The sequence below is a fragment of the Anaerohalosphaeraceae bacterium genome (genome assembly GCA_035378985.1).
Taxonomy (GTDB): domain Bacteria; phylum Planctomycetota; class Phycisphaerae; order Sedimentisphaerales; family Anaerohalosphaeraceae; genus JAHDQI01.
On record DAOSUR010000001.1, the window covers coordinates 348,104 to 369,185 of the forward strand.

Below are 21,082 nucleotides of genomic sequence, written 5' to 3' on the forward strand. Positions count from 1 at the left end.
ATAGAACTGATGGAAAAGGAAGCCGGTCATTTGCCGCTGACGCGGATACAGAAGTTAATCGGACGAACCATGCTGGAGGCCAAACAGACAAAGGCCTTCGGGTATTATTCGGTCTGGGCGGATGTGACGGAAATGGTGTCGATGCGCAAGGAATACAGCCGGCAGACCGGAATCCGTCTGACCACCAATGACCTGGTTTTGTGTGCAATGGCCCGTGCCGCCGCCGCATATCCCCAGGTATGCGCCAAGCCGAACCTGGAAACCGAAGAATGGGAGGTTCCGGAGCGTATCGGTCTCGGATTTGCGGTAGCCGCCCCTCAGGGACTGGTCGTTCCGGTGATTCAGGATGCCGGGCGGATGACCCTGACAGAGATTGCTCAGGCATCGGATGCTCTGCTTCGTCGGGCCAGAGCCAATCAGCTGACCCCGGATGATTTTGACGGGGCAACCCTTGTTTTAAGCGGCCTGGGGATGTACGGGATTGAGTGGTTCTATGCCATTGCACCGCCTTCGGCCAACGGGATTGTCTCCATCGGATACATCGCAGACGAGGTTGTGCCGGACGAAGGAACGCCGGCAATACGAAAACAGCTGAATGTATCGCTGGCCATCGACCAGTGTGCAGCCGATGAAGCGACTGCTGCGTCCTTTTTGCGGAGGATTGCCGATTTTCTGGAAGACCCGTGGACCCTGACAAAGACAAATTGACCGGCAAAACCTCCTCCGTTCAAAAAAGATCGAAACTTTTTTCCAAGAAAGCGGAAAATAAAGATTGACAGAACACAGCTGCCTCTCATAATGGAGTTTAGAAAATTTGCGAATCATTGCTGATTCGCTTTTAGAAGACCGCTTTCTTCTTCATCCACAAAGCGGTCTTTTTTTACGCCTTATCCTGTGTTTTTTCCCCCGCATCGATTTGTCCGCAAGCAGGCGTGCTTTCCGGAGAGACGGGTTGCACCTCCGCCGATATTGGCCCAAAAAGATACTGAGCAACAGCCCGATAGTCATCGGCCCCGTGGCAGGAAGGTTCATATTCGAAGATGGTTTTGCCGTAACTGGGGGCTTCCGCCAGTTTGATGTTGCGGCGAATCTGGACGGGCACCACGGAAGCTCCGGACCAGGGTGTGCGGTTCTGACGGGCGGATTCGAGAAACTTCTCAATATCATTCTTGACTTCGACGGACAGACTGGCACGGCTGTCATACATGCACATCAGAATGGCCTTAACCCGCAGCACCGGATTGATTCGCTGATTGACCAGCCGAATCGTCTGAAGAAGCCGACCGAACCCCTGCAAAGCCAAAAAATGGGGCTGGATAGGAATCAGGACTTCATCGGCGGCAGCCAGCGCATTGAGCGTAAGCAGACCCAGGGAAGGCGGACAATCGATGAAAATGTAATCAAACCGTTCCCGGATGGGCTGGAGGGCGTTGCGGAGAATGGTTTCCCGTCCGACTTCATTGACCAGTTCGGTTTCGGCACCCACCAAATCAATTCCGGAACTCAGGAGCCAGAGGTTCGGACGGCTTTGTATCAGGACTTCTTCGAGGGTGCGTGCACCGGTCAGGACCGCATAAGAACCGGAAGGAGGGGTTTCGGCATCAGCACCAAGATGAATCGTCAGATGGGCCTGAGGGTCCAGGTCAATCACGAGAGTCCGTTTGGCAGACTGAGCCAGAACGGCGGAGAGGTTGGCTACAGTGGTGGTTTTTCCAACACCGCCTTTTTGGTTGAGAACCGCCAGAATACGGCAGGACGAAGAAATGCGGATGGATTCTTCACTGCTGGACATGGGAAATCGTTCCTGATTCCTTTTTCCGTCTGTACACAGCATCAAGGACGCCGTTGACAAACCGGGGAGACTGGACACCGCCGTATTTTTTGGCCAGTTCGATGGCCTCGTTGATGGCAACTTTTTCAGGAATGTCCGGACAGAAGAGCAGCTGATAGACCCCCAAGCGAAGGATGTTTCGGTCCACCATGGACAGGCGGCTTACGTTCCATTTTTCCGCAGCGGCGGCGATTTCTTCATCACACTGACGCCAGTGGGTCCAGGTTCCCCGCGTCCATTGTTCCGCCAGCTGGATGACAAGCTCATCCTCGCTGTTTTCACGAAAAAAACGAGGCAGGAGAGACAGGACCTGTTCGCCCTGCACATCCAGTTGACAGATGGCCTGTACGGCTAATTCCCTGGCTTTGGTTCTCCGATCCACCGCTCATCCCTGACAATGATTTGAAAAGAACATGTCCCCCTTCCTATACTCTTCCCGCTTAAAGGCGGCTGAGAAGGTCGGCCATCTCCATTGCCGCCATCGCGGCGGCAGCTCCGGCATTGCCCTGTTTGGTGCCGGCTCGTTCAATGGCCTGCTCGAGGGTTTCACAAGTCAGTACACCAAAGATAGCAGGCGTTTTGCACTCGAAATTGATTTGCCCGACCCCGCGGCTGATTTGCTGGCAAACGAGGTCATAATGGGTGGTCTGTCCGCGTATGACAGCCCCCAGGCAGAGAATTGCGGCGTATTTTCCGCTGTCAGCCAACCTGCGGGCAACAGGTGTAATTTCGACGGTTCCGGGAACCCAGACCACTGTTATCTGCTCATCTTTGGCCCCATGCCGCTGGAGACAGTCAATCGCCCCGCCAAGCAGACGGGAGGTAATGAACTCATTGAACCGGCTGACAACAATGGCATACTTGCCGCTGCCGGCTGTTAACTGACCTTTGATTTCCTGAATCATACGCTCTGCTCCAACCCAAAGATACGGTCCTATCTCTTCGAGGCGGTTTGAAGCCGATTTTTTATCGGACAATCCTCTCAAAAAGAGGAAACTTCTCCAAAAACAACTCCGCCTGCCTCGTTTCTTAACTTATGCGATTATAAGGGCTTATCCGGACCAAAGCCAGAAAAAAGTTTTGCATCCTCGAAAAAGAATCGAAAAGATCATCCGGAGAAAAACCCTCCCGCCCCTCAAGCCGATACAACAGCTGCAGGCAGCCAACGGCTGTCTGTCCGGTTTCGATAAACAGCAAGGCCTTCAGGAGAAAGCACTTATGATAAACGAAGAGTCGTTTCGCGACCCGGATGAACACCCGTGGGACCAAGCCGATGTTATTGCCTGCGAGGCCTTCGAACTCTATGAAAAAGGACAAATGCAGGAGGCCCTCGAAAAACTCACGGAGGCCATTTACCTGAACCCTTCATATGGGGCGTGGTATTTCAACAAAGGGCTGACGCTGGATGCGCTGGAGCGGTATGAGGAGGCGATTGAGTGCTATCTTCGGGCAATGGAACTGTGCGGGGAGGACGTGGAGATTCTGAATTCGCTGGCAGTGGATTACACGCGAACATGCCAATATGACCTGGCTTTGGAGATTTTTGAGAAGATTGAGGCAATGGAGCCGGGCTACGAGCCGTGCTACTGCAACCGCATCATTACCTATACGGAACTGGAACAGTATGACAAGGCGGAGGAGATGTTTTATCTGGCCCAGCAGATTGAACCGGATTGCCCGATTTGCTTTTACAACATCGGGAACGCCCTGTTCAGCCAGGGAAAGTACGAACGGGCAATCTGGTGCTGGCAGAGAACCGCCCAACTGGATGAAAACCATCCGCAGATTTATTACCGGATTGCTCAGGCATACTGGGCAGCCGGACAGTATGAAGAAGCCCGCCGCTATTTCCTAAAGGAAATCCGACGGGAACCCGGCAATCTGGAGGTAATCCTGGACTTTGGGATTTTTCTGCTTCAGCAGGGGGACGTTGAAGCCGCCCGGGAAAAATTCAATCGGCTGCTTGAATTAGAACCGGACTACGCACCGGCCTGGTTTTACAAAGGGGAAACAGCGTTAAACGTAGGTCGACGAGAGGAGGCGATCGACTGCTACCATCGAGCACTGGAGGCAGACCGCAAAATTAAGGGGCCGCGTTTTCGACTGGCTCAGCTGTATGCGGAGAAGGAACCGGAAAAGGCGGTGTATTATCTGCATCAGGAGATGAGTACGGATTTGGATGAGCCGGATGTCCTGCTGGCGATGGGATGGCTGAGCGCTCAGCTGGGACAATCGGATACGGCCTGCCGGTGTTTTCTGCGTGTGCTGGACCAGGACCGGATTGAGCCGCTGGCGTTTTACGGGCTGGCGCTGTGCCTGGCCGTACGGCGGGAATATGATGCGGCGGAACAATGCCTCAAACAGGCCATTTCCCTGAAACCCGACCAGCCGGCGTTTCATCTGGCAATGGCATGGCTGAGCATTCAGCAGCGCCAATGGGACCAGGCCCTGCGGCAGGCGGAGTTGGCCCTCGAAATCGAGCCGGAAAACAGGGCCCTGCAGAAATCCTGCCGGCAGATTCGACGAACCGTGTGGGCAGCAAAAATAAAGGAAAAATTGCCTCTTCTTCAACCGGTTCGGAAAATCCTCCGCCAGATGAAAAATCTCTGAAAATCTGCCAAAAGTTTAAAAAATGGGGGGTTATCCTTTCGAATAGGGCCTATTTCCTTGCAAAATGTTCCTGTTTTTCTATAATGCAACGGCCGAAAAAAAGAACCCAAAAGGTAGGGAATTCGTAGGAAAAGGCCGAGTGGCGGAAAGGCAGACGCTGGGGACTTAAAATCCCCTGCCCGTTTTGGGCGTATGGGTTCGACTCCCATCTCGGCCACTGCGGTCGTGGAAGGTCTGCCGACGGCCGAGGCGTAAGTGAAACCCTAACCCATCGGGAGAAATGAACATGGCAGGACACAGTAAAAGTCAATTGCAGGATGTAGAGCGGCCGAACCTCTACCGGGAATTCTTCCCTTATACGGAGTTTCCGAAGCTGGAATTCGAAGAAGCCACTGTCCCGATGGAGATTCCGGAAGATTTCTGGATTACAGACACAACCTTCCGGGACGGCCAGCAGGCCCGTGCTCCCTATTCAGCAGAGCAAGTGGCCCGGATCTATGAATATTTTCACCAAATCAACGGGGAGACAGGACTGATTCGACAGTGTGAGTTTTTCCTGTACTCAGACCGGGACCGCAAGGCGGTGCAGCTCTGTCAGGAAAAGGGGTATCGGTATCCGGAGGTGACCGGCTGGATTCGGGCTACGGCGGCGGACTTTAAGTACGTCACGCAGCTGGGGCTCAAAGAAACGGGAATCTTAACCAGCGCCAGCGATTATCACATCTTTCTGAAGCTGAAGATGACGCGTTCCCAGGCGATGCAGGCGTATCTGGATATTGTGAAAGCGGCACTGGACAACGGGATTCTGCCGCGGTGCCATTTCGAGGACATTACCCGCGCAGATTATGACGGGTTTGTCCTGCCGTTTGCGGCCGAACTGCTGAAACTTTCGCAGCAGTACAACTGCCCGGTGAAGATGCGTCTGTGTGATACGCTGGGGTTTGCAGTGCCTTATCCGAATGCGAAACTGCCGCGTTCGCTGCCGAAACTGGTGGCGGGGCTGCGCCGGCTGGGGGTGCCGTCGGCCTGGCTCGAATGGCACGGGCACAACGATTTTCACAAAGTGGAGGTGAATGCGGCGACGGCCTGGCTGTACGGGTGCAGTGCCGCCAACTGTGCCATTTTCGGCGTGGGCGAACGGACCGGCAATCCGCCGCTGGAGGCGCTGGTGATTGAGCATGCGCAGCTGGCGGGCACAAATCCAAAAATCAACTATGCCGCCATTACCGAACTGGCTCAGTATGCCCAAAAAGAGCTCGGATTCCATCTGCCGGCCAATTACCCGCTGGTGGGACGCGATTTTAACATGACGCGGGCGGGCATCCATGCGGACGGCCTTTTGAAGAATGAGGAAATCTACAACTGCTTTGATACGCTCAAGCTCCTCAAGCGTCCGGTGGGCGTGGCAATTACGGACAAATCGGGTGCGGCAGGCATCAAGCACTGGATTGAGTCGCGCTATCAGATTGACATCCCCAAGCATGACCCGCGCGTGACGGCAATTAAGAACAAGATCGACGAAGAATACAGTGCAGACCGGATGTCTGCGATTTCAGATGAAGAGATGGAGGCGTGGGTTCGTCAGGTGTTCGGCAATCAGCTGCCGCCGGAGAGGTGAGGGGTTTGGCGGGTCGAGCAGTTCAGGCGGTTTTGTTTGATTTGGGCGAGACGCTGCTGCTGTTCGGGCGTCTGGAGACCGGCAGACTTTTTGAGCAGGCGGCCCGCTTTTCGTATGACTACCTCAAACAGCGGAGCCAGCGGGTCGGGAGTTTCGGCCTTTACCGGCTCTGGAACCTTTTGGGCATCCGGCTGCATCTGCTGTTTTCCTTTCTGACCGGAAACGATTTTGATTCCCTGTCTCTCCTGAAAGAGTATGGGCGGAAAAAGGGCTTTACGCTTTCCGAGAAGGAGTGGGAGGAGCTGAACTGGCAGTGGTATCGCCCGCTGGCCGAAAAAGGACGCATTGAGCCCCAGACGCACTCGACCCTTCAGAAACTGCGGGACATGGGGCTTCGGCTGGGGATTTTGTCCAATACGTTCGTGCACGGCAGCACACTGGACCGCCACTTGCAGCAGGTTGGGCTGCTGGAGTTTTTCGACCTGCGTCTGTATTCCTACCAGTTTTCCTTCCGCAAACCCGACCCGCGGATTTTCCTGGAAGCCGCCCGCCGCCTGCAGACGGAACCGCACCGAACCATGTTTGTCGGTGACCGGATGGACAAGGATGTGCGCGGGGCCCTGCGGGCGGGAATGATTCCCGTCCTCAAAGAAGCTTACACAAACCAAAAAAAAAGAGTGCCGGAAGGCGTTTTTCGGATACAATATCTGTCGGAACTGCCGGAGTTAATCAAACAACTGAACGAGGATGAGCTGTGAGGCAAGCCCAGGCGTATCAAAAATGCATCAACCCCCGCTGCGGGGCGGAATTTGACCGGATGGAGATCTTGTTTGAATGTCCCCAGTGCGGCGACCTGCTGGATGTCTGTTATCAGTGGGACAAGCTGCCGGTGCCGAAAAAACTGAGTGATTTTTCCAAAAAATGGACCGACCGGCAGAATCCGCTGCACTTCTCGGGGGTGTGGCGGTTTGGGGAGCTGCTGCCGTTTTGCGAGGAAAAATATCGGGTAACAATCGGCGAGGGCCAGACGGTACTTCAGCCGTGCTGCGGTCTGGCGGCGGAGCTGGGAATGCGTCCGGATGTTCTGTATCTGCAATACGAAGGGCTCAACCCGTCCGGCTCGTTTAAGGACAACGGAATGGCGGCGGCCTACAGCCACGCCCGAATGGTCGGGGCGACAGCCAGTGCTTGTGCCTCTACAGGCAATACTTCGGCCTCGATGGCCCTGTATTCCCACAGCTGCGGGCTGAAGGCAACGGTGTTTATCGGCGAAGGAAAGATTGCGTTCGGCAAACTCAGCCAGGCGATGGATTACGGGGCTTATACGCTCCAGATTGCCGGAGATTTTGACGACTGTATGCGGCAGGTTCAGGAGGTCTGCCGTCAGCTGAAGATTTATCTGGTCAATTCGCTCAATCCCTTCCGACTGGAGGGCCAGAAGACCATTATGTACCGGATTCTGGAGCAGATGGGCTGGGAGGTGCCTGACTGGATTGTGGTGCCCGGGGGCAATCTGGGCAACTCGAGCTCCTTCGGAAAGGCGTTTGCCGAGCTGAAGGAACTGGGGCTGATTGAGCGGGTTCCGCGGCTGGCGGTGATCAATGCATCCGGAGCGGATACGCTGAGCGAGCTGTACAATGAGCGAGGACTTCGCTGGAACGGCGGCTACGTGGACCAGGATTTGATTGCGGATTATTATTCGGAACTGGATGCCAAACATTACCGGCCCAACACGATTGCTTCAGCCATTGAAATTTCTCGTCCGGTGAATCTGAAAAAGTGCATTCGGGCCCTGGATGTCTGCAATGGGGTCGTGCGGACGGTCTCGGACGAGGAAATCCTGGATGCCAAGGCCCAAATCGGCAAATACGGGCTGGGATGCGAGCCGGCATCCGCGGCGACAGTGGCGGGCCTGAAGCATCTTTTGGCCGACGGCACCATCGGACGAGATGAACGAGTGGTTTGCGTGCTGACGGGGCATCTGCTCAAGGACCCAAATGCGACGGTGAACTATCACAGCCAGATGAAACGGCCGTTCAGCAATCCGCCGGTCCAGGTGCCAAACGATTTGGAAAAGATTATCGCGCTGATGAAGGCGTAGCGGTCTTTATTTGTCCGGGCGGCGGAACAAAAAAAGGAGAAAAAGTGAAAAAAGATGCACAGAAGCATTCTGTGTTAAGATGTATTAGAGAAAGCAGTTAGATTAAGCAGCGGTGTATTTGAGAAACTATTTTTCGTTTTTTTCATTATTTCTTTGGTCCGATGGGCCGATATTTCGTATAATGTGGTAATGAAAGTAGAATGTAAAGGGCAGTATTCTTAACCATCTCTCTGGAATATTTCCCCTCCAATTCAATGTTAGAGAGATATTGCAGGGTTTCGTTGCAAACCCGGGAGTAAAAAAATGAGTACAGGTACAGTGAAATGGTTCAATGACAGCAAGGGTTACGGTTTCATCACCCCCTCGGACGGCGGCAAGGATTTGTTCGTCCATCATTCCGAGGTCAAAACCGGCGGCTACGCCTCTCTGCATGAGGGCCAGTCGGTGCAGTTTGAAGTCGGCCAGGGCAAGAAAGGCCCCTGTGCGATGAACGTAAAACCTTGTTAGTTTGCGTTTTCGACGACCGGCAAAAGCCCCGCGACCTGCGGGGCTTTTTTTATGCGCTCCCTCCATAAGACCTCTTTGCCGCCTGACTTTCATCTGCCGAGTTTTTTATCCTCCATTCAAATTCTTTAGACTAAAATAGACTTCTGATTCGTCGTATTTCCGGAAGCGGTTCCTTTGGAGCGAAGAGGGAATCACGATGCTGGACGAAAAAATACTGGTTTGGCAATTCAATCGAGGCAGCACCAATGCTCTTTGCAAAATTTATCAACGGTACAAAAACGAACTTTTCGGGCTGGCCTTGTCGCTGCTGCATGATCAATCTTCGGCTGAGGATGCGGTTCATGATGTGTTTGTCCGCTTTGCCCAAACGGCCGGCCGCTTTCGGCTTCGTCGCTCCTTGAAGGGGTACCTGTGCGTTTGTACGGCCAACCGGGCCCGTGATATACTCCGCAGCAAAGCACGGTCGGAGGTATCCCTTGACGAACAGGCCGCCGGTCCGGATGAAACCGTTCATCCGGAAAAACGTCTGATCCAAACCGAAGAGTCCAGACGGCTGCAGGAAGCCCTTGAGAAACTCCCCTATGAGCAGCGGGAGGTGATTCTTTTCCATCTCCATCAGGAACTGAGTTTTCGCGAAATCGCATCCGTGAAGAATGTGTCCGTAAACACCATTCAAAGCCGCTACCGGTACGGAATTGAAAAGATGAGAACGTTTCTGACGGAAGGCATTGACCATGAACTCAGCAGAAAATATTGAACAGCAAATCAAAAAGCATAAGCCGAATGCGGAGCTGAGCCCGACGATGGACCGTCGAATCCTGACGGATTCCATCGCGGCCATGCAGTCCGCCCGGCCAACCAATGACCAAGTGCATCCTCATCCAATAAGGAGAACAATCATGAACAGCAAAATAGCTCATTTCGCCGCCGCAGCCGTCTTGACGGCTGCGATCGGGCTTTTTGGGGTCTTTTTGAATCAAACCATTTCCACGGCATATGCCCTTGAACAAACTATCAGGGCCTGCCATTCCGTTCGCTTCATCCATTTCCGTGAATATCATCCGGGACATCCGGAACCGATCAAGGCATGGGTGGAATTCAGGGAAGACGGACGCCCCCACCGCTTTCGTCTTTCTGTTCCTGAATGGGACAGCCCCGAGACCGGACCCAAAGAATGCATCTGGCAGGACGGAAAGGGGGTTGTTTATCTGAAGAATGTCAACCAGTATCTCCCTGTCGAAGAAACGGACACAGCCGATAAAATGTATGCCGGCATCACACAGGCGGATCCGAAATACTTTGTGCTGCAAATGGAAGAACTACAGCGTCGCGGCCAAGCAGAAATTCAAATCGACCGACCGTCGGATTCCTCCGAGCCGATTCGAATCACGGCAACCTTTCATCCGACACATCCGGTGCTTCAGGACCGGATAATCGCCTCCATTGATCAGAAAACAAAACTGGTTTCTTCTCTGGAGTTCTACACACAGCAAAACGACGGCTGCGCACTTCTGGCCCGCATCGAATTTGACAATTATAATAAACCGCTGGAGCCGGCTTTGTTTACTTTTGAGAATGGACCGGCCAACCAGCCTTAAACAGGCAGAAGGTTGTGAGCCATACGTTGCGAATTAAGAAAAGACCGCGGAGCATTTTAGCGGTCTTTTTTCATCGGTCGCAGCCACGGCAGACCCAAGCTGAACAAAAAGAATGTACCCGGCAGGGGAACAAGGTGACATCCCAGGGATCAAACCAGTCACGGATGGGAATGGGCTGCTGCGGATCCCCAGATTTCCGTAGTCCCAACGAGATGTCGAACCCCTGCCTCGTCCGGTTTTTTTCCGCTCTCAACTAAAAAGAAAAATCTCCGCCAGCTTTTGTAGGAATCGGAACGATCCCCCACTGCTTCAAAAGGGATTGAACTCGCTCCATCGGCAGGCCGACGACGTTGGTGAAGGAGCCGTCGATGCGTTCGACGAAGGCGTCGTTGATTTCCTGGATGCCGTAGGCGCCGGCCTTGCCCTGCCAGTCGCCGGAGGCCAGATAGGCCGCCAACTGCTCCTCCGTGATTTTTTTCGGATACACCCAGGTAATGCAGGACTCGCATATCTCCAAATTTCGGGACTTCCAAACCAGAGCGATTCCGGTGATGACTCGGTGCGGCTTGCGGAAGAGCCGACGGAGAATCGCTTCGGCCTCGGCGGCGTCGGCGGGTTTGCCGATCAGCACACCGTCGGAATCAACCACCGTGTCGGCGGCCAGTACGAGACAATCAGGATACGAGGCGGCCACATCCTGCGCCTTGGCCAGAGCCAGACGAGCGGCCGCCTGCTCATACGTCAGGCCGGAGATGTCGACGTTGGACTCATCCACCTGCGAGGGAACAACCTCAAAGCGGTATCCGGCCTGCTCGAGAAGAAGTTTCCGCCGCGGAGAGGCAGAGGCAAGAATGAAGGTGCCGTCCGGTTTCATTGGGAATACTGGAGTCGAATCGGATAAGTAATTTTTTCACAAAAGGCCCGATATTCTTTTTCGATTTTCTTCAGATCTGAATCGATATACAAGGTAAACAGACGCGGGGAGACCTGCTGATTCCAGGCAACGGTCAGCGGCAGATTGCGGTCAGAGGCGATGCGGGCCTCCAGCTCGTCGAGCGGCCAGTTTCCGCGAAGGCCGGCGGCCATCAGAGTATGATATTTGCGAAGGTAATAGCCGTAAAACTCCTCCCGCAGAAACCGCACGAGAGCATACGTCTGGGCATAAAAGGCCGTGACCCGCTCATCGGGCCCGCCGTTGTCGCCGAGAACCTGACCGGGATTGAGAACCAGCAGCTCCTCGAGCGGAATCATCCGCCCGGCCAGCAGCGTTTCCTTGAGAGCTCCGAGACGGTAAAGGTTCCGCTGGGGCTCAAAAACAAATCGGCCCTGACGGTACTGACAGGTTTCAAAGAGCGTCGCCACCCCTTCGTCGAGCCAGCTGGGCAGCCGGTACGCAAAAAAGCGGCTGTTGAACTGATGCCAGCCCTCATGGCCGATGACAGAAAACGTCTGGGAGCGCCCGATGTGATAGGCCGCGCAGACATCGTTGACGGCATAGGCCCCCTTCCGAATGCGCAGATAGACATCCGCATTCGGGCCGGTGAAGTCCCGGGTAAACTGCTCCCACTGGGAACGCTGGGCGAATAAATAAATGACAAACCGGCGGTCGGTGCTGACAGGGTCCGGCAGCTGGGCCTGATATTCCGCATAAACACTTTCAACAAAGGACGGAACCTGTCGAAGCATCAGAGGGTCATCGAGTGTGGTATAGATTTCGTAATGACGCGTCAGGATTTGAAGGCCCGGGCCGTAAGGATTCTCCCAGATTTGCACCTGCTGAACGGCCGGCAAATCCCGGAGGTATTCCATGAGCCCTTCGGAAGAAGATAAAGAATTCTGCACGGCCGGCGCAGCGGATGAGGACGACGAACTGCAGCCGGCGCAGAGCTAGATGCCCGAGGTCAGCAGAAAGAAAAGAATCCATCCACGGCAGGTCATCCGACTCAATCCTCAATCTGGGTCCAATCGGCCCCGAAAACCTCGGCGGTAAAGAGATACACGCGAATGGAAGGGTCTTTCTGCCAGGCCCGTGGAGGAAGGCCCGCTTTGTGTGTGCAGCAGTAATCCAGAAACTCCTCTTTGGACCAACCGGTCTCCGTCGCCACCTGCGGCAGGAAGCAGCCGGACCGAAAACCATCGGTGATATAAATGCCGTGAACGCCCAGTTCAAGCTTCAGGGGGTCATCAGTCGGAACCATCGGCGACAGGACGGAAATCTCGATGTGCAGCTGCGGCAGTTCGGCGGAAGTAATCCGATCGCCTGCAAAACGAGGGTCGTGCCTGGCGGAGGAAACAGCCATCCGACTGACCATCTCGATGAGGGGACGGTCGGCTTCGAATTGTCCGATGCAGCCGCGGAGGTCTTCGCCGTTTTTGAGGGTCACGAAACAGCCGCGCGGCTCCATCAATTCAGGGTCATCCACTTTCGGCAGCGGCGGTTTGGGCAGACCTTTCACAGCCGCCCGCACGGCATCCTTGGCCACTTTCAGCAGCAGATTGCGCTGGGTTTGGTTCATAGCTCCCCATCCTACCGCATCCGGACGATTTCAGCAAGCTTCCGTCCGGACAAAACCGTCCGCTGCAGGGCTTATTTCATACGGATTTTGACCACAATCTTTTTGACCGGTTCCGGCTTGTCAGACACCTGACGACCGGGCATGTGGGGTTCCTGCGGGAAAAAGACAGCAAACATCCCGGTTTCCAGAATCAGCCGGCTGACCGGTCTGTTTGAGCTGTAAAAGGCGATATCTTTGGAGTCCGAATAGGGTTCCAATTCAGCAAGACCTTCGAGGGGAGCGTAACCGATGCATTCGCGTCCGGAAGCAATGAATTGGATATCCAGGTACTTCTGGTGAATCTCAAGACGCCCCTGTTCGAAGGGCAATGTTGCGTATTCCTGAACAATAAAAAATAAATCATCCCCCTGCACTTCATATCGCCCTTCGGCAGCTGTGCGGACGTATTCTTCATTCAGCAAAGCCATTCCCGCGGCAACTCGAGCGTCAATTGTTTCGTACAAAAAGGCATGTTCAAGCGAATCCGTTATCATCCGTGCTTCCCTTTCCTTTTCCGCAGAGGATTTTAAAAACAATATCTTCTAAAAAAAGAGAAAAAGCAAGGGGGTTGGATGAGAGTCGAACAGTTACCGGCGGAAGCGGGAAAAGACGGCGGCTCCGAGCGTCAGCAAAATCAGACCGGAGGGCTCAGGAATGCAAATGGTATCAAAACTGAAAGAGTCGATATATGGAGCGTCTGACAAATAAGGATAACTCGGATAATGGGTAAACAGCAAATAGAAGGTTTCCCATTGGGGGCTGGGCTCTATTGTAAACTCATAAACCTCTGTGAGCCAGTGGTCCTGCCGGATGCTTTGGAGCGGCTGCGGGGCAATGACCACATCGTTATAAGCGGGAATTACCCCCTCATCGGTCATTCCAGTAACTCGAAAGCCCGCAAAAGAAGCAAATGTATCCTCGTAGGTTATTACAAAATGAACAAGTGTATATTTTTCTCCCGCCATAAAATTCGGCAAGGTGATATAAAGACCGTTTGTGTTCAGTTTGAGGACGTTCTGTCGGCCGCTGTATTCACCGAGGACTTGTGCCGGCTCGCCAAGATAATACCCTTCCTGGAAGGCCTGTACGGCAATTGACTTCCTGGTCCCCTCCCCAAACCCCGTCAAATCCGGGGAAAAAAGCATATCGCCCGAAACAAGGGTACGATTGTTCCAGCTGCCCCACTCTGCAAAGACGGATTTCTCACTGCCCCGCCAGACCGGCTCAAAGACACTCGAGAAAGCGGAAACCCCCACTGTCAAGAAAACAAACAGTGCAAAGAAAGAGACAATTTTTATCTTCAATAATGACATCTGCAAAATCTTTTCAAAAAAAGCCGAGTCACTCCATTGCGTGTTAACTGTCTCTTCCTCCGCCCCAAATTGGATAATTGCAGTTTATCATCTTAGAAAGAGAGAATCAAGAAGAAAAACTTCTAAAAAACTTCTACCCCTTTTTAACTCATCTATAACTATTTGCAAGATAATGACTTACTACACTGTTAAAATAGAGAAAATAAAAAATCTTTCCTTTAAGAGTTTAGACAGAAGGAACGAATAAAGAAAAGTTTCCTATCTTTAAGTACCAGGAAGCGTAATAGTGACTGTGGTGCCCTTCCCGACTCTGGAGGTAATCATCATAGAGCCGTCGTTGACCTGAAGAAGCCGCTGGGCTCGGGCCAGTCCCATTCCCCGACGGCGTCCTGCAGGACGGGCTGAAAAGAAGGGTTTGGAGGCATTGGCCAATGTTTTGGGGTCCATTCCGCACCCCTGGTCGGAAATGCTGAACACCGCTCCGCTCGGGGGCTGCAAAGGAGTTCTGGAAATGCGAATCGGGCCGTTTTCCCCGGGGTAAGATTGGAGACTGTTGAGAAGAATATGGGTCAAAACCTCCACAATTTGTTCAAAATCGACATACACATCCGCCAAAGAATCAAGTCCTTCGAGGCGAACGGCCATTTGCGGCAAATTATGAATTTTACACGTTCTTCGGATCGCTTCATTCACCAAATCGAGGACGGAATGGATATGTTTTTCGGGCTGTGCCGGACGGGCATAGGACATCAAATCTTTGAGAATCTGTGCCATCTCCTCCGTCCGCTCCTGAATAATGCGAAGTTCCTGCTGCCGCTGCGGGTCTGTTTCCGAGGAAGCCAACAACTGAGCACGGCCTGAAATCACTGAAAGCGGATTATTCAATTCATGGGCGGCACCGGCAGCCATTTCGGCAACACTGTGAATGGCCTCCATCTGGGCGATTTGACGGCGCGCCATCTTCAGATTGCCGAGGACTTCGGCCAGACGCTCGGACAATTCGAGATTTCGCCTTGCCACATCCGCCGTCTGAAGAACAGAGGCGGCGGCCTGACAAAGCGGGCCGATTGTCTCTGCTGTCAATTCAAGACGGTCTGCCTGAGCCAACTCGAAGACGACTCTGCCGAGTCGAAATCCCGGGACGGCCAGAGGGGCCGAATAGGAGATGGCGGGATTGAGCCGAGCGGAAAACTTGTCAAAAAACCAGTCAAGCTCTGCATCAATAATCCGAACGGAAAACTCCTCCTTTTCCTGACGAGCAGCGACCGTTTTCCCTGCAGGAAGCTGAAGCAGGGCCGAATACTGTTTTCTCTGCCGGTCCACCGTAAAGCAGCAGACAGACGGTTCCCCGAGGTCCGTCTGAAGAAGGACGCTGACAGCTCCCTGAACAGCATCCGCCAAAACACAGGCCAAATGAAAGGCGAGTGTCTCAAGGGTATCTTGAGGTTTGACGCGCCCAAGGAATTGGTCAAGCAGCTCCACTTGTCGACTTTTGATTTGGAATTGACGGCTGGTTTGAGACAAATCGAGATTCAATTTGGCCAATTTTGCGGCGGTCTGGTGGATCGCTCCGTAGTAATGGCGGGCTGCGGCCGGCGTATGGAGTCCCAGCCGGCGGCTTAGATTCTGAACCCGTTCGGGCAGTTCGCTGAACACACGGTCGAGCAAATCCGGACTTAAGCGAACTCGTGCGCCGGTCAGGAGGGCTTCTTCGATGGTATCATAGGAGCCGGAGACGCCGATTTCGGCCTTGCGAGCCATACAATCCGCCAGATGAACAAGGGACGCCACTTCAATGAAAGGAATATGAGCCGCCACCGCTTCTGTATCGCTGTGATGAAGCCAGACAGCGGTTTGAATCGGTTTTGGAAGATTCCACTTTTCTGCAAGACGCTTTCCGATGGTGGTATGGTCAAGACCGAGATGATGCTGTTCAATACCAATCAGAGAAACCCCTTCGGCCTGGGCCTGTCTGACCATTTGCAAAAAACTTTTCGGCATTACCTCCAGAAGAGCCAGTTTCCCGAGGTCATGAAGAAGTCCGGCGGAAAAAGCGATACTCCGCAGAGGAGAAGGCAAGGCCTCCTGGGCCAGCTGGTCGGCAGCACAGGCGGTCGCCAACGCATGAAGGGCCAGCTGATGACGAAAATCGTACTCCTCCTGCTCTGCAGCGGGAATCTCAAAGGCCTGAAAGACCTGCACCGAAAGAACAGCATCCCGAATCTGCTCACTGCTGAGAACCTCAACGGCCTGTTCAATGGAAAGAGGCTGTTCTGCCGTCGGCCTTATCTGCTGAGAAGCAATCGAAAGAATTCTGGCCGAAAGGGCTGGATCGGCCTTGAGCATTTCGACCAGCTCGGAGTTTTCAGAGGGCCATTCCGCAGTGAGGAGACGGAGCGCATTGCCTGCAACCTGCGGAAAAGTAGACAGGGTATCCAGCTGACGCACGATCATCTCGACCTGACGGGCTGCAGCAAGTTTGTTGGCGGAGGAAGGCATCCCGGGACAGTTCTCCTAAGCGCGTTAGGTTCGAGCCAGCCGTGCGATTTTTTCGGTAATTTCAGCGATATTGAACGGTTTTGCGATAAACTCCGAAGCCCCGGCGGCCAGCAAATCATCAATTTCTTCGCGGTTGACAACACCGCTGACAATGATGATGTGAATATGGGAAAAGTTCGGGTTGTTCTTAATGGTTCGGCAGACAATATTTCCGTTGACATCCGGAAGCATATAGTCCAGCAGGATGACATCCGGAAGAAACTGCTGGGTCTGGATTCCGGCATCGTAGCCGCTGGAAGCGGTTCGAATCTCAAAACGTCCATCCCGACTGAGCACGTCCACCATCAATTCAACGATTTCATCATCATCATCGACAATCAAAACCTTGATTTTGCCGTCACCAAGCAGATTATCCAGAGGGATATTGTTGTCTTTCATAAACTTAATAAGGGATTCCCGCGGGATTCTTCTGAACCGGGACCCTGGAACACGAAAGCCCTCCAGACGGCCGGAATCAAAACATCGGATAATCGTCTGCTGGCTTACTTTGCAAATGTCTGCTGCTTCCCCCGTTGTAAACAGTTCCTTCATTTTCTCCATTTTTGTTCCCTCATCAAAAAAGGCCTTCCTTGGTTTAACCAACTTCGGCAGATTGCCTAAATTATCCATCGGTAATTCAATGTGTCAAGGATTAAAAAATAAATAAAAAACCTCTAAATTAATACTAAAAGCAGTGTTTTTTCAGGACATGCAGCCCCACAGTATAAGACAATTAGGATATTAATATGCCACAATAGACTGGGGGTTTTCGCAAGTTTCGGAGAGCCGAGGAGAAAAACTTCAGGGGCTTCCTCATTTTTCCTCTATTTATCGTCGGATTGAGAGGAATTCAGATTTTGAGATGCTGTGCCTTTTTGAAGAGACTGGTTCGCTTCTGAAGCCAAGTCATCAGCTTGCCTGCGAAGATGTTCAGTCTGTTCATTTAACGCCTTGATTCGCCGGGAAAGGTACTTTTCGAGAATTTGGGCAAGCTCTTCGGCTTTGACAGGTTTGGACAGGTAATCATCACAGCCGGCCGCCAGACACTTCTCGCGGTCTCCCTGAAGGGCATTAGCCGTTAACGCAATAATTGGTGTCTTGATTTGCTGTTTCCGGAGGATACCGGTTGCCTGATACCCGTTCATAACAGGCATTTCCATATCCATGAAAATCAAATCATACTCTTTCCGCATAGCCATTCGGACGGTTTCCTTGCCGTTGGCGGTCAACATCACTTCGAACCCGTAGCGTTCGAGCAGTTTTTTCATAAAAATCTGGTTGGCTCGACTGTCCTCAGCTACAAGGACGCATGCGGGCTGTTCAGAATCTTCATTCTGGCAGGCCCAAAGCTGATCGCTGCGGATTCCGGCGGAGTATTCCGGTCTGCGGGTATCGGTGCTGAAATCCAGTTCTCCCTGGAACGGAGCGTTGGTCAGACTGACCGGCAGAGAAATCGTAAAAATAGACCCCTGACCGGGCTGACTGTGCAGGAACAGTTCTCCGCCCATCAAATGAATTAATTTTTGTGTGATAGACAGCCCCAGACCTGTTCCGCCGAATCTGCGAGTCGTGGAGGCATCGGCCTGCGTAAAAGACTCAAAAATCAATTTCTGCTTTTCTTTAGGGATTCCAATTCCGGTGTCCTCAATATCGATACACAGGCGTCCGTCCTCTCCCGGGCGGTCTTCCCAGGACACTGTGACGTGAACATAGCCGGTTTCGGTAAACTTGACGGCATTTCCGATTAGATTGATTAAACACTGATTCAGCCGAACCGGGTCAGTTTCGACGATTTCCGGCAGATTGTCGCCTTTAAAGAATTCAAAATTGAGACCTTTTTTAGCGGCGATGGGTTTCATCATCTGTTCGATGTGCCGAAGGAACGGTTCGAGGGCAAACTGGACCTTTTCAATGGTAAGTTTGCCGGCTTCGATTTTGGTAAAATCGAGGATATCGTTAATAATCTGCAGGAGGTTGCGGCCGCTGTTGGCAATAACATTCACGTAATCCTTCTGCTCCTCATCCAGCGCGGTGGCCGCCAGGAGCTCACAGAAACCCAGAATTGCATTCATCGGTGTGCGGATTTCGTGGCTCATATTCGCCAAAAACTGGCTTTTGGTTTTATTCGCACTTTCGGCCAATTCCTTGGCTTTGACCAATTCGGTGATATCAATGAGATTGGCCAGCACTCCGGCATAAACCCCGTTATCACAATAAATCGGCTGAATTCGCATTTCGACGATTCGGTCGAAAAATTCCCGGCGAATCATGACCGGTTCACTGCGAGGATTTTCGCGAAACGAGCGAATCATTTGTTTGAGTTTGGCCTGAATCTGCAGCGGGTGAACATCCGCCAGCTTTCTGCCCAGAAGGTCTTCACGGGTTTTCCCGACCATTTTGAGGAAATACGGATTGACTTCCACAATGGTGTCCTCGGAATCGGCAAACACAACACCTTCCTGCATTCCGGCAATCATAGAAGACAGTTTGGCCGATTCCCTCTGGAGTGCATTCTGGGCTTTTTCTATCTCCGTGATGTCCACAAAGGCCTCAATGAGCACTTCTTGGCCTTCAAGCATGACAGGAAAAGCATTCTTGAGAATAGTTATAGGCTTGCCTTCAGGACCAACAAGCGAAACATGTTCGCCTTCAAACGTATGGCCTTCATGGAGCACAGGACAAGAAGCATGATTCTGGCCGCAAAGAACCCCGCAGCAGGGTTTGCCGACGACATCTTCGATTTTCTTTCCTAAAATCTGGAGGGCAGCACTGTTGGCACGTCGAATGGTTCGGTTTTTATCCACAATAAACAGACCGACCGGAGCCCGCTGCAGAAGTTTTTCAACGGTATGGAGCGCTTCCTCAAGATGCTGTTCATGCTGCTTGGCCTGGGTAATATCCTGAAAGGTCTGGATGGCACCAACCAAATTGCCCTTCAAATCCCGAAGGGGGGCAGCCGTAAAAGCCAGCCATTTGCCGGCCGACCCCAGATGCGGAAAAAACCGCTGGGCTTCATAGGAATCTTTGAGCAGACCGCTGGGTTTGAAGGAGGAACCGTAGACAGCCCGGATCTCTTCCTCGGGAGTCTGTCGGAGAATCCAATCCGCCAGGGTCCATCCCTTTTCATCTCCGAGATACTGACCGTGGCGCTGGGTTCCGAGAATTCTGCCGGCCCAGATGCCGGTCAACTTTTCGCAGGCCCGGTTCCAATGGGTCACAACATGGTCCTGATTGATGACAAACATCGGGACCGACAAGCCGTCAATGATTCGAGCCAGCATATCCTGTTCAGCCGGAAGAAGAAGCCGGCGTTTTCTCCGACGGAGACGATAAATCACGCTGACCGCGAGCAGCCAGAAAAATACAACCCCGACGGCATCTGACAGGACCAACAAAGACAGCAAAGGACTGGAGAGCAATTCTGTCAAAGTCAGGGCCGGATAAAAAGAAAGTCCCCAATACCAAACTGCCGCTGAACCAGCCGCTATTCCGAGCACGGCCAGCAGCCCGAAAAGAAATACCGCCGCTGCTTCTCGGCAAAAGCGGCTTCTTTTCCACCTTGATTTCAATCCTTTTCCTGTCATGGCCAAACCGTTTCTGTGATTTCTTTTTCGACCGGAAAACAGGGGAATTCAAAGGAAAAATGACAACAAGAAAAACGTCTAATAAAAAAGGCCTTTTCGAATCGAAAAGGCCTTGTCGCATTTAAGAACTGGGCCTAAAAGCCCCTTTATAGGACCTGAAAAAAGGCATCAATTTAAGAGACTTTTGGCCAAGTCGACGGCGGAGGCGGCATCAGGTGCATAGCCGTCTGCGCCGATTTTGTCGGCAAAGTTTTGGGTGACCGGTGCCCCGCCGACCATCACTTTGCAGGACAAACCGGCTTCGCGTATGGCCTGAATGGTTTTATCCATCGCGGTCATTGTCGTGGTTAACAGCGCGCTGAGGCCGACAATCTGGGCATTGGTGCTTTTGGCTTTTTCTACAAAGGTTTCCGGGTCCACATCCACACCGAGGTCTTCGACCTTAAACCCGGCTCCCTTGAGCATCATGGCTACCAGATTCTTGCCGATATCGTGCAGGTCGCCCTGGACCGTTCCGATCACAGCCTTACCGATGGGGTCCACGCCGGCGGCAGCCAGTTTGGGCTCGAGCAGCTCCATTGCCATTTTCATCGCCCGTCCGGCAATCACCACCTGAGGAATATAGACTTCGTTGGCTTTGAAGCGGACTCCCACTACATCCATTCCGGCAATCAACCCTTCATCGAGGATGGTTTTGGGCGGGATGCCCTGCTCGAGGGCCTCCCGTGTCAGCCGAACTGCTTCGGTCGGGTTTCCGTCAATTACGGCCTGTGCCAGTGCTTTTAAGTCAGCCATAGCAGACTCCCAAAAAAGTTAGAATAAAATGA

The 21,082-nt window shown here is 52.9% G+C and carries 20 protein-coding genes and 1 tRNA gene; 9 read left to right on the forward strand and 12 right to left on the reverse strand.

Annotation, left to right across the window (positions count from 1 at the left end):
- Nucleotides 1–9: 9 nt before the first annotated feature.
- Nucleotides 10–708 (forward strand): 2-oxo acid dehydrogenase subunit E2, encoded by a 699-nt coding sequence (locus PKY88_01590; protein ID HOQ03893.1) that lies wholly within the window; start codon nt 10–12, stop codon nt 706–708.
- 172 nt (nt 709–880) lie between these two features.
- Here PKY88_01590 and PKY88_01595 read toward each other — a convergent pair whose 3' ends face one another.
- From PKY88_01595 to ribH, 3 genes are read right to left on the reverse strand one after another with little or no spacing between them, the layout of a single operon-like run.
- Nucleotides 881–1,792: an AAA family ATPase gene (locus PKY88_01595; protein HOQ03894.1), complete on the reverse strand. Its 912-nt coding sequence runs from the start codon at nt 1,790–1,792 to the stop codon at nt 881–883.
- On the reverse strand, nt 1,779–2,213 hold the full coding sequence (gene nusB, locus PKY88_01600; GenBank protein HOQ03895.1) for a transcription antitermination factor NusB: 435 nt from the start codon (nt 2,211–2,213) through the stop codon (nt 1,779–1,781). Before nusB ends, PKY88_01595 begins: the two co-directional genes overlap by 14 nt.
- Nucleotides 2,214–2,271: 58 nt before the next feature.
- Nucleotides 2,272–2,736 carry a 6,7-dimethyl-8-ribityllumazine synthase gene (ribH, locus tag PKY88_01605; GenBank protein HOQ03896.1) on the reverse strand — a complete coding sequence of 155 codons (465 nt, stop codon included), beginning with the start codon at nt 2,734–2,736 and terminating at the stop codon, nt 2,272–2,274.
- 313 nt (nt 2,737–3,049) lie between these two features.
- Between ribH and PKY88_01610 the strand changes: the two genes are divergently transcribed.
- The 8 genes from PKY88_01610 to PKY88_01645 all read left to right on the forward strand — a co-directional run bounded on the left by PKY88_01610 (nt 3,050) and on the right by PKY88_01645 (nt 10,265).
- Entirely contained in the window at nt 3,050–4,441 is a 1,392-nt protein-coding gene (locus PKY88_01610; protein ID HOQ03897.1) for a tetratricopeptide repeat protein, read from the forward strand.
- Between the two features lie 133 nt (nt 4,442–4,574).
- Nucleotides 4,575–4,658, forward strand: a tRNA-Leu gene (locus tag PKY88_01615).
- A gap of 69 nt (nt 4,659–4,727) precedes the next feature.
- Complete coding sequence (locus PKY88_01620) at nt 4,728–6,059, forward strand: hypothetical protein (protein ID HOQ03898.1); 1,332 nt, start codon at nt 4,728–4,730, stop codon at nt 6,057–6,059.
- Between the two features lie 5 nt (nt 6,060–6,064).
- A complete protein-coding gene (locus PKY88_01625) occupies nt 6,065–6,817 on the forward strand; it encodes an HAD family hydrolase (GenBank protein HOQ03899.1) in 753 nt (250 codons plus the stop codon).
- Nucleotides 6,814–8,160 (forward strand): threonine synthase, encoded by a 1,347-nt coding sequence (gene thrC, locus PKY88_01630; GenBank protein ID HOQ03900.1) that lies wholly within the window; start codon nt 6,814–6,816, stop codon nt 8,158–8,160. Before PKY88_01625 ends, thrC begins: the two co-directional genes overlap by 4 nt.
- 303 nt (nt 8,161–8,463) lie before the next feature.
- The gene (locus PKY88_01635) at nt 8,464–8,667 is read left to right on the forward strand and encodes a cold-shock protein (GenBank protein HOQ03901.1); all 204 of its coding nucleotides are present in this window, start codon (nt 8,464–8,466) and stop codon (nt 8,665–8,667) included.
- A 196-nt stretch (nt 8,668–8,863) separates the two neighbouring features.
- Nucleotides 8,864–9,424 (forward strand): sigma-70 family RNA polymerase sigma factor, encoded by a 561-nt coding sequence (locus PKY88_01640; GenBank protein ID HOQ03902.1) that lies wholly within the window; start codon nt 8,864–8,866, stop codon nt 9,422–9,424.
- Entirely contained in the window at nt 9,402–10,265 is an 864-nt protein-coding gene (locus PKY88_01645) for a hypothetical protein (GenBank protein ID HOQ03903.1), read from the forward strand. The genes PKY88_01640 and PKY88_01645 overlap by 23 nt, the downstream gene beginning before the upstream one ends.
- Before the next feature lie 253 nt (nt 10,266–10,518).
- Here PKY88_01645 and PKY88_01650 read toward each other — a convergent pair whose 3' ends face one another.
- The 9 genes from PKY88_01650 to PKY88_01690 all read right to left on the reverse strand — a co-directional run bounded on the left by PKY88_01650 (nt 10,519) and on the right by PKY88_01690 (nt 21,050).
- On the reverse strand, nt 10,519–11,139 hold the full coding sequence (locus PKY88_01650; protein ID HOQ03904.1) for a Maf family protein: 621 nt from the start codon (nt 11,137–11,139) through the stop codon (nt 10,519–10,521).
- Nucleotides 11,136–12,074, reverse strand: a complete 939-nt coding sequence (locus PKY88_01655; protein HOQ03905.1) for a hypothetical protein — start codon at nt 12,072–12,074, stop codon at nt 11,136–11,138. The genes PKY88_01650 and PKY88_01655 overlap by 4 nt, the downstream gene beginning before the upstream one ends.
- A gap of 134 nt (nt 12,075–12,208) precedes the next feature.
- Nucleotides 12,209–12,781 carry an AmmeMemoRadiSam system protein A gene (gene amrA / locus PKY88_01660; protein ID HOQ03906.1) on the reverse strand — a complete coding sequence of 191 codons (573 nt, stop codon included), beginning with the start codon at nt 12,779–12,781 and terminating at the stop codon, nt 12,209–12,211.
- A 71-nt stretch (nt 12,782–12,852) separates the two neighbouring features.
- A complete protein-coding gene (locus PKY88_01665) occupies nt 12,853–13,314 on the reverse strand; it encodes a YhcH/YjgK/YiaL family protein (GenBank protein HOQ03907.1) in 462 nt (153 codons plus the stop codon).
- A gap of 93 nt (nt 13,315–13,407) precedes the next feature.
- Nucleotides 13,408–14,124 carry a PEP-CTERM sorting domain-containing protein gene (locus tag PKY88_01670; GenBank protein HOQ03908.1) on the reverse strand — a complete coding sequence of 239 codons (717 nt, stop codon included), beginning with the start codon at nt 14,122–14,124 and terminating at the stop codon, nt 13,408–13,410.
- Between the two features lie 273 nt (nt 14,125–14,397).
- On the reverse strand, nt 14,398–16,632 hold the full coding sequence (locus tag PKY88_01675) for an HDOD domain-containing protein (protein HOQ03909.1): 2,235 nt from the start codon (nt 16,630–16,632) through the stop codon (nt 14,398–14,400).
- Between the two features lie 24 nt (nt 16,633–16,656).
- Nucleotides 16,657–17,232 carry a response regulator gene (locus tag PKY88_01680; GenBank protein HOQ03910.1) on the reverse strand — a complete coding sequence of 192 codons (576 nt, stop codon included), beginning with the start codon at nt 17,230–17,232 and terminating at the stop codon, nt 16,657–16,659.
- Between the two features lie 263 nt (nt 17,233–17,495).
- Entirely contained in the window at nt 17,496–20,240 is a 2,745-nt protein-coding gene (locus PKY88_01685) for a PAS domain S-box protein (GenBank protein ID HOQ03911.1), read from the reverse strand.
- Between the two features lie 183 nt (nt 20,241–20,423).
- A complete protein-coding gene (locus PKY88_01690; protein HOQ03912.1) occupies nt 20,424–21,050 on the reverse strand; it encodes a corrinoid protein in 627 nt (208 codons plus the stop codon).
- Between the last annotated feature and the right edge of the window lie 32 nt (nt 21,051–21,082).

Bases quoted from the DNA above. Each gene is read 5' to 3' on its own strand.
- PKY88_01590 (HOQ03893.1), top strand. From the start codon at position 10: ATGGAAAAGGAAGCCGGTCATTTGCCGCTGACGCGGATACAGAAGTTA.
- PKY88_01595 (HOQ03894.1), bottom strand. From the start codon at position 1,792: ATGTCCAGCAGTGAAGAATCCATCCGCATTTCTTCGTCCTGCCGTATT.
- ribH (HOQ03896.1), bottom strand. From the start codon at position 2,736: ATGATTCAGGAAATCAAAGGTCAGTTAACAGCCGGCAGCGGCAAGTAT.
- PKY88_01610 (HOQ03897.1), top strand. From the start codon at position 3,050: ATGATAAACGAAGAGTCGTTTCGCGACCCGGATGAACACCCGTGGGAC.
- PKY88_01620 (HOQ03898.1), top strand. From the start codon at position 4,728: ATGGCAGGACACAGTAAAAGTCAATTGCAGGATGTAGAGCGGCCGAAC.
- PKY88_01635 (HOQ03901.1), top strand. From the start codon at position 8,464: ATGAGTACAGGTACAGTGAAATGGTTCAATGACAGCAAGGGTTACGGT.
- PKY88_01640 (HOQ03902.1), top strand. From the start codon at position 8,864: ATGCTGGACGAAAAAATACTGGTTTGGCAATTCAATCGAGGCAGCACC.
- PKY88_01645 (HOQ03903.1), top strand. From the start codon at position 9,402: ATGAACTCAGCAGAAAATATTGAACAGCAAATCAAAAAGCATAAGCCG.
- PKY88_01650 (HOQ03904.1), bottom strand. From the start codon at position 11,139: ATGAAACCGGACGGCACCTTCATTCTTGCCTCTGCCTCTCCGCGGCGG.
- PKY88_01655 (HOQ03905.1), bottom strand. From the start codon at position 12,074: ATGGAATACCTCCGGGATTTGCCGGCCGTTCAGCAGGTGCAAATCTGG.
- amrA (HOQ03906.1), bottom strand. From the start codon at position 12,781: ATGAACCAAACCCAGCGCAATCTGCTGCTGAAAGTGGCCAAGGATGCC.
- PKY88_01665 (HOQ03907.1), bottom strand. From the start codon at position 13,314: ATGATAACGGATTCGCTTGAACATGCCTTTTTGTACGAAACAATTGAC.
- PKY88_01675 (HOQ03909.1), bottom strand. From the start codon at position 16,632: ATGCCTTCCTCCGCCAACAAACTTGCTGCAGCCCGTCAGGTCGAGATG.
- PKY88_01680 (HOQ03910.1), bottom strand. From the start codon at position 17,232: ATGGAGAAAATGAAGGAACTGTTTACAACGGGGGAAGCAGCAGACATT.
- PKY88_01690 (HOQ03912.1), bottom strand. From the start codon at position 21,050: ATGGCTGACTTAAAAGCACTGGCACAGGCCGTAATTGACGGAAACCCG.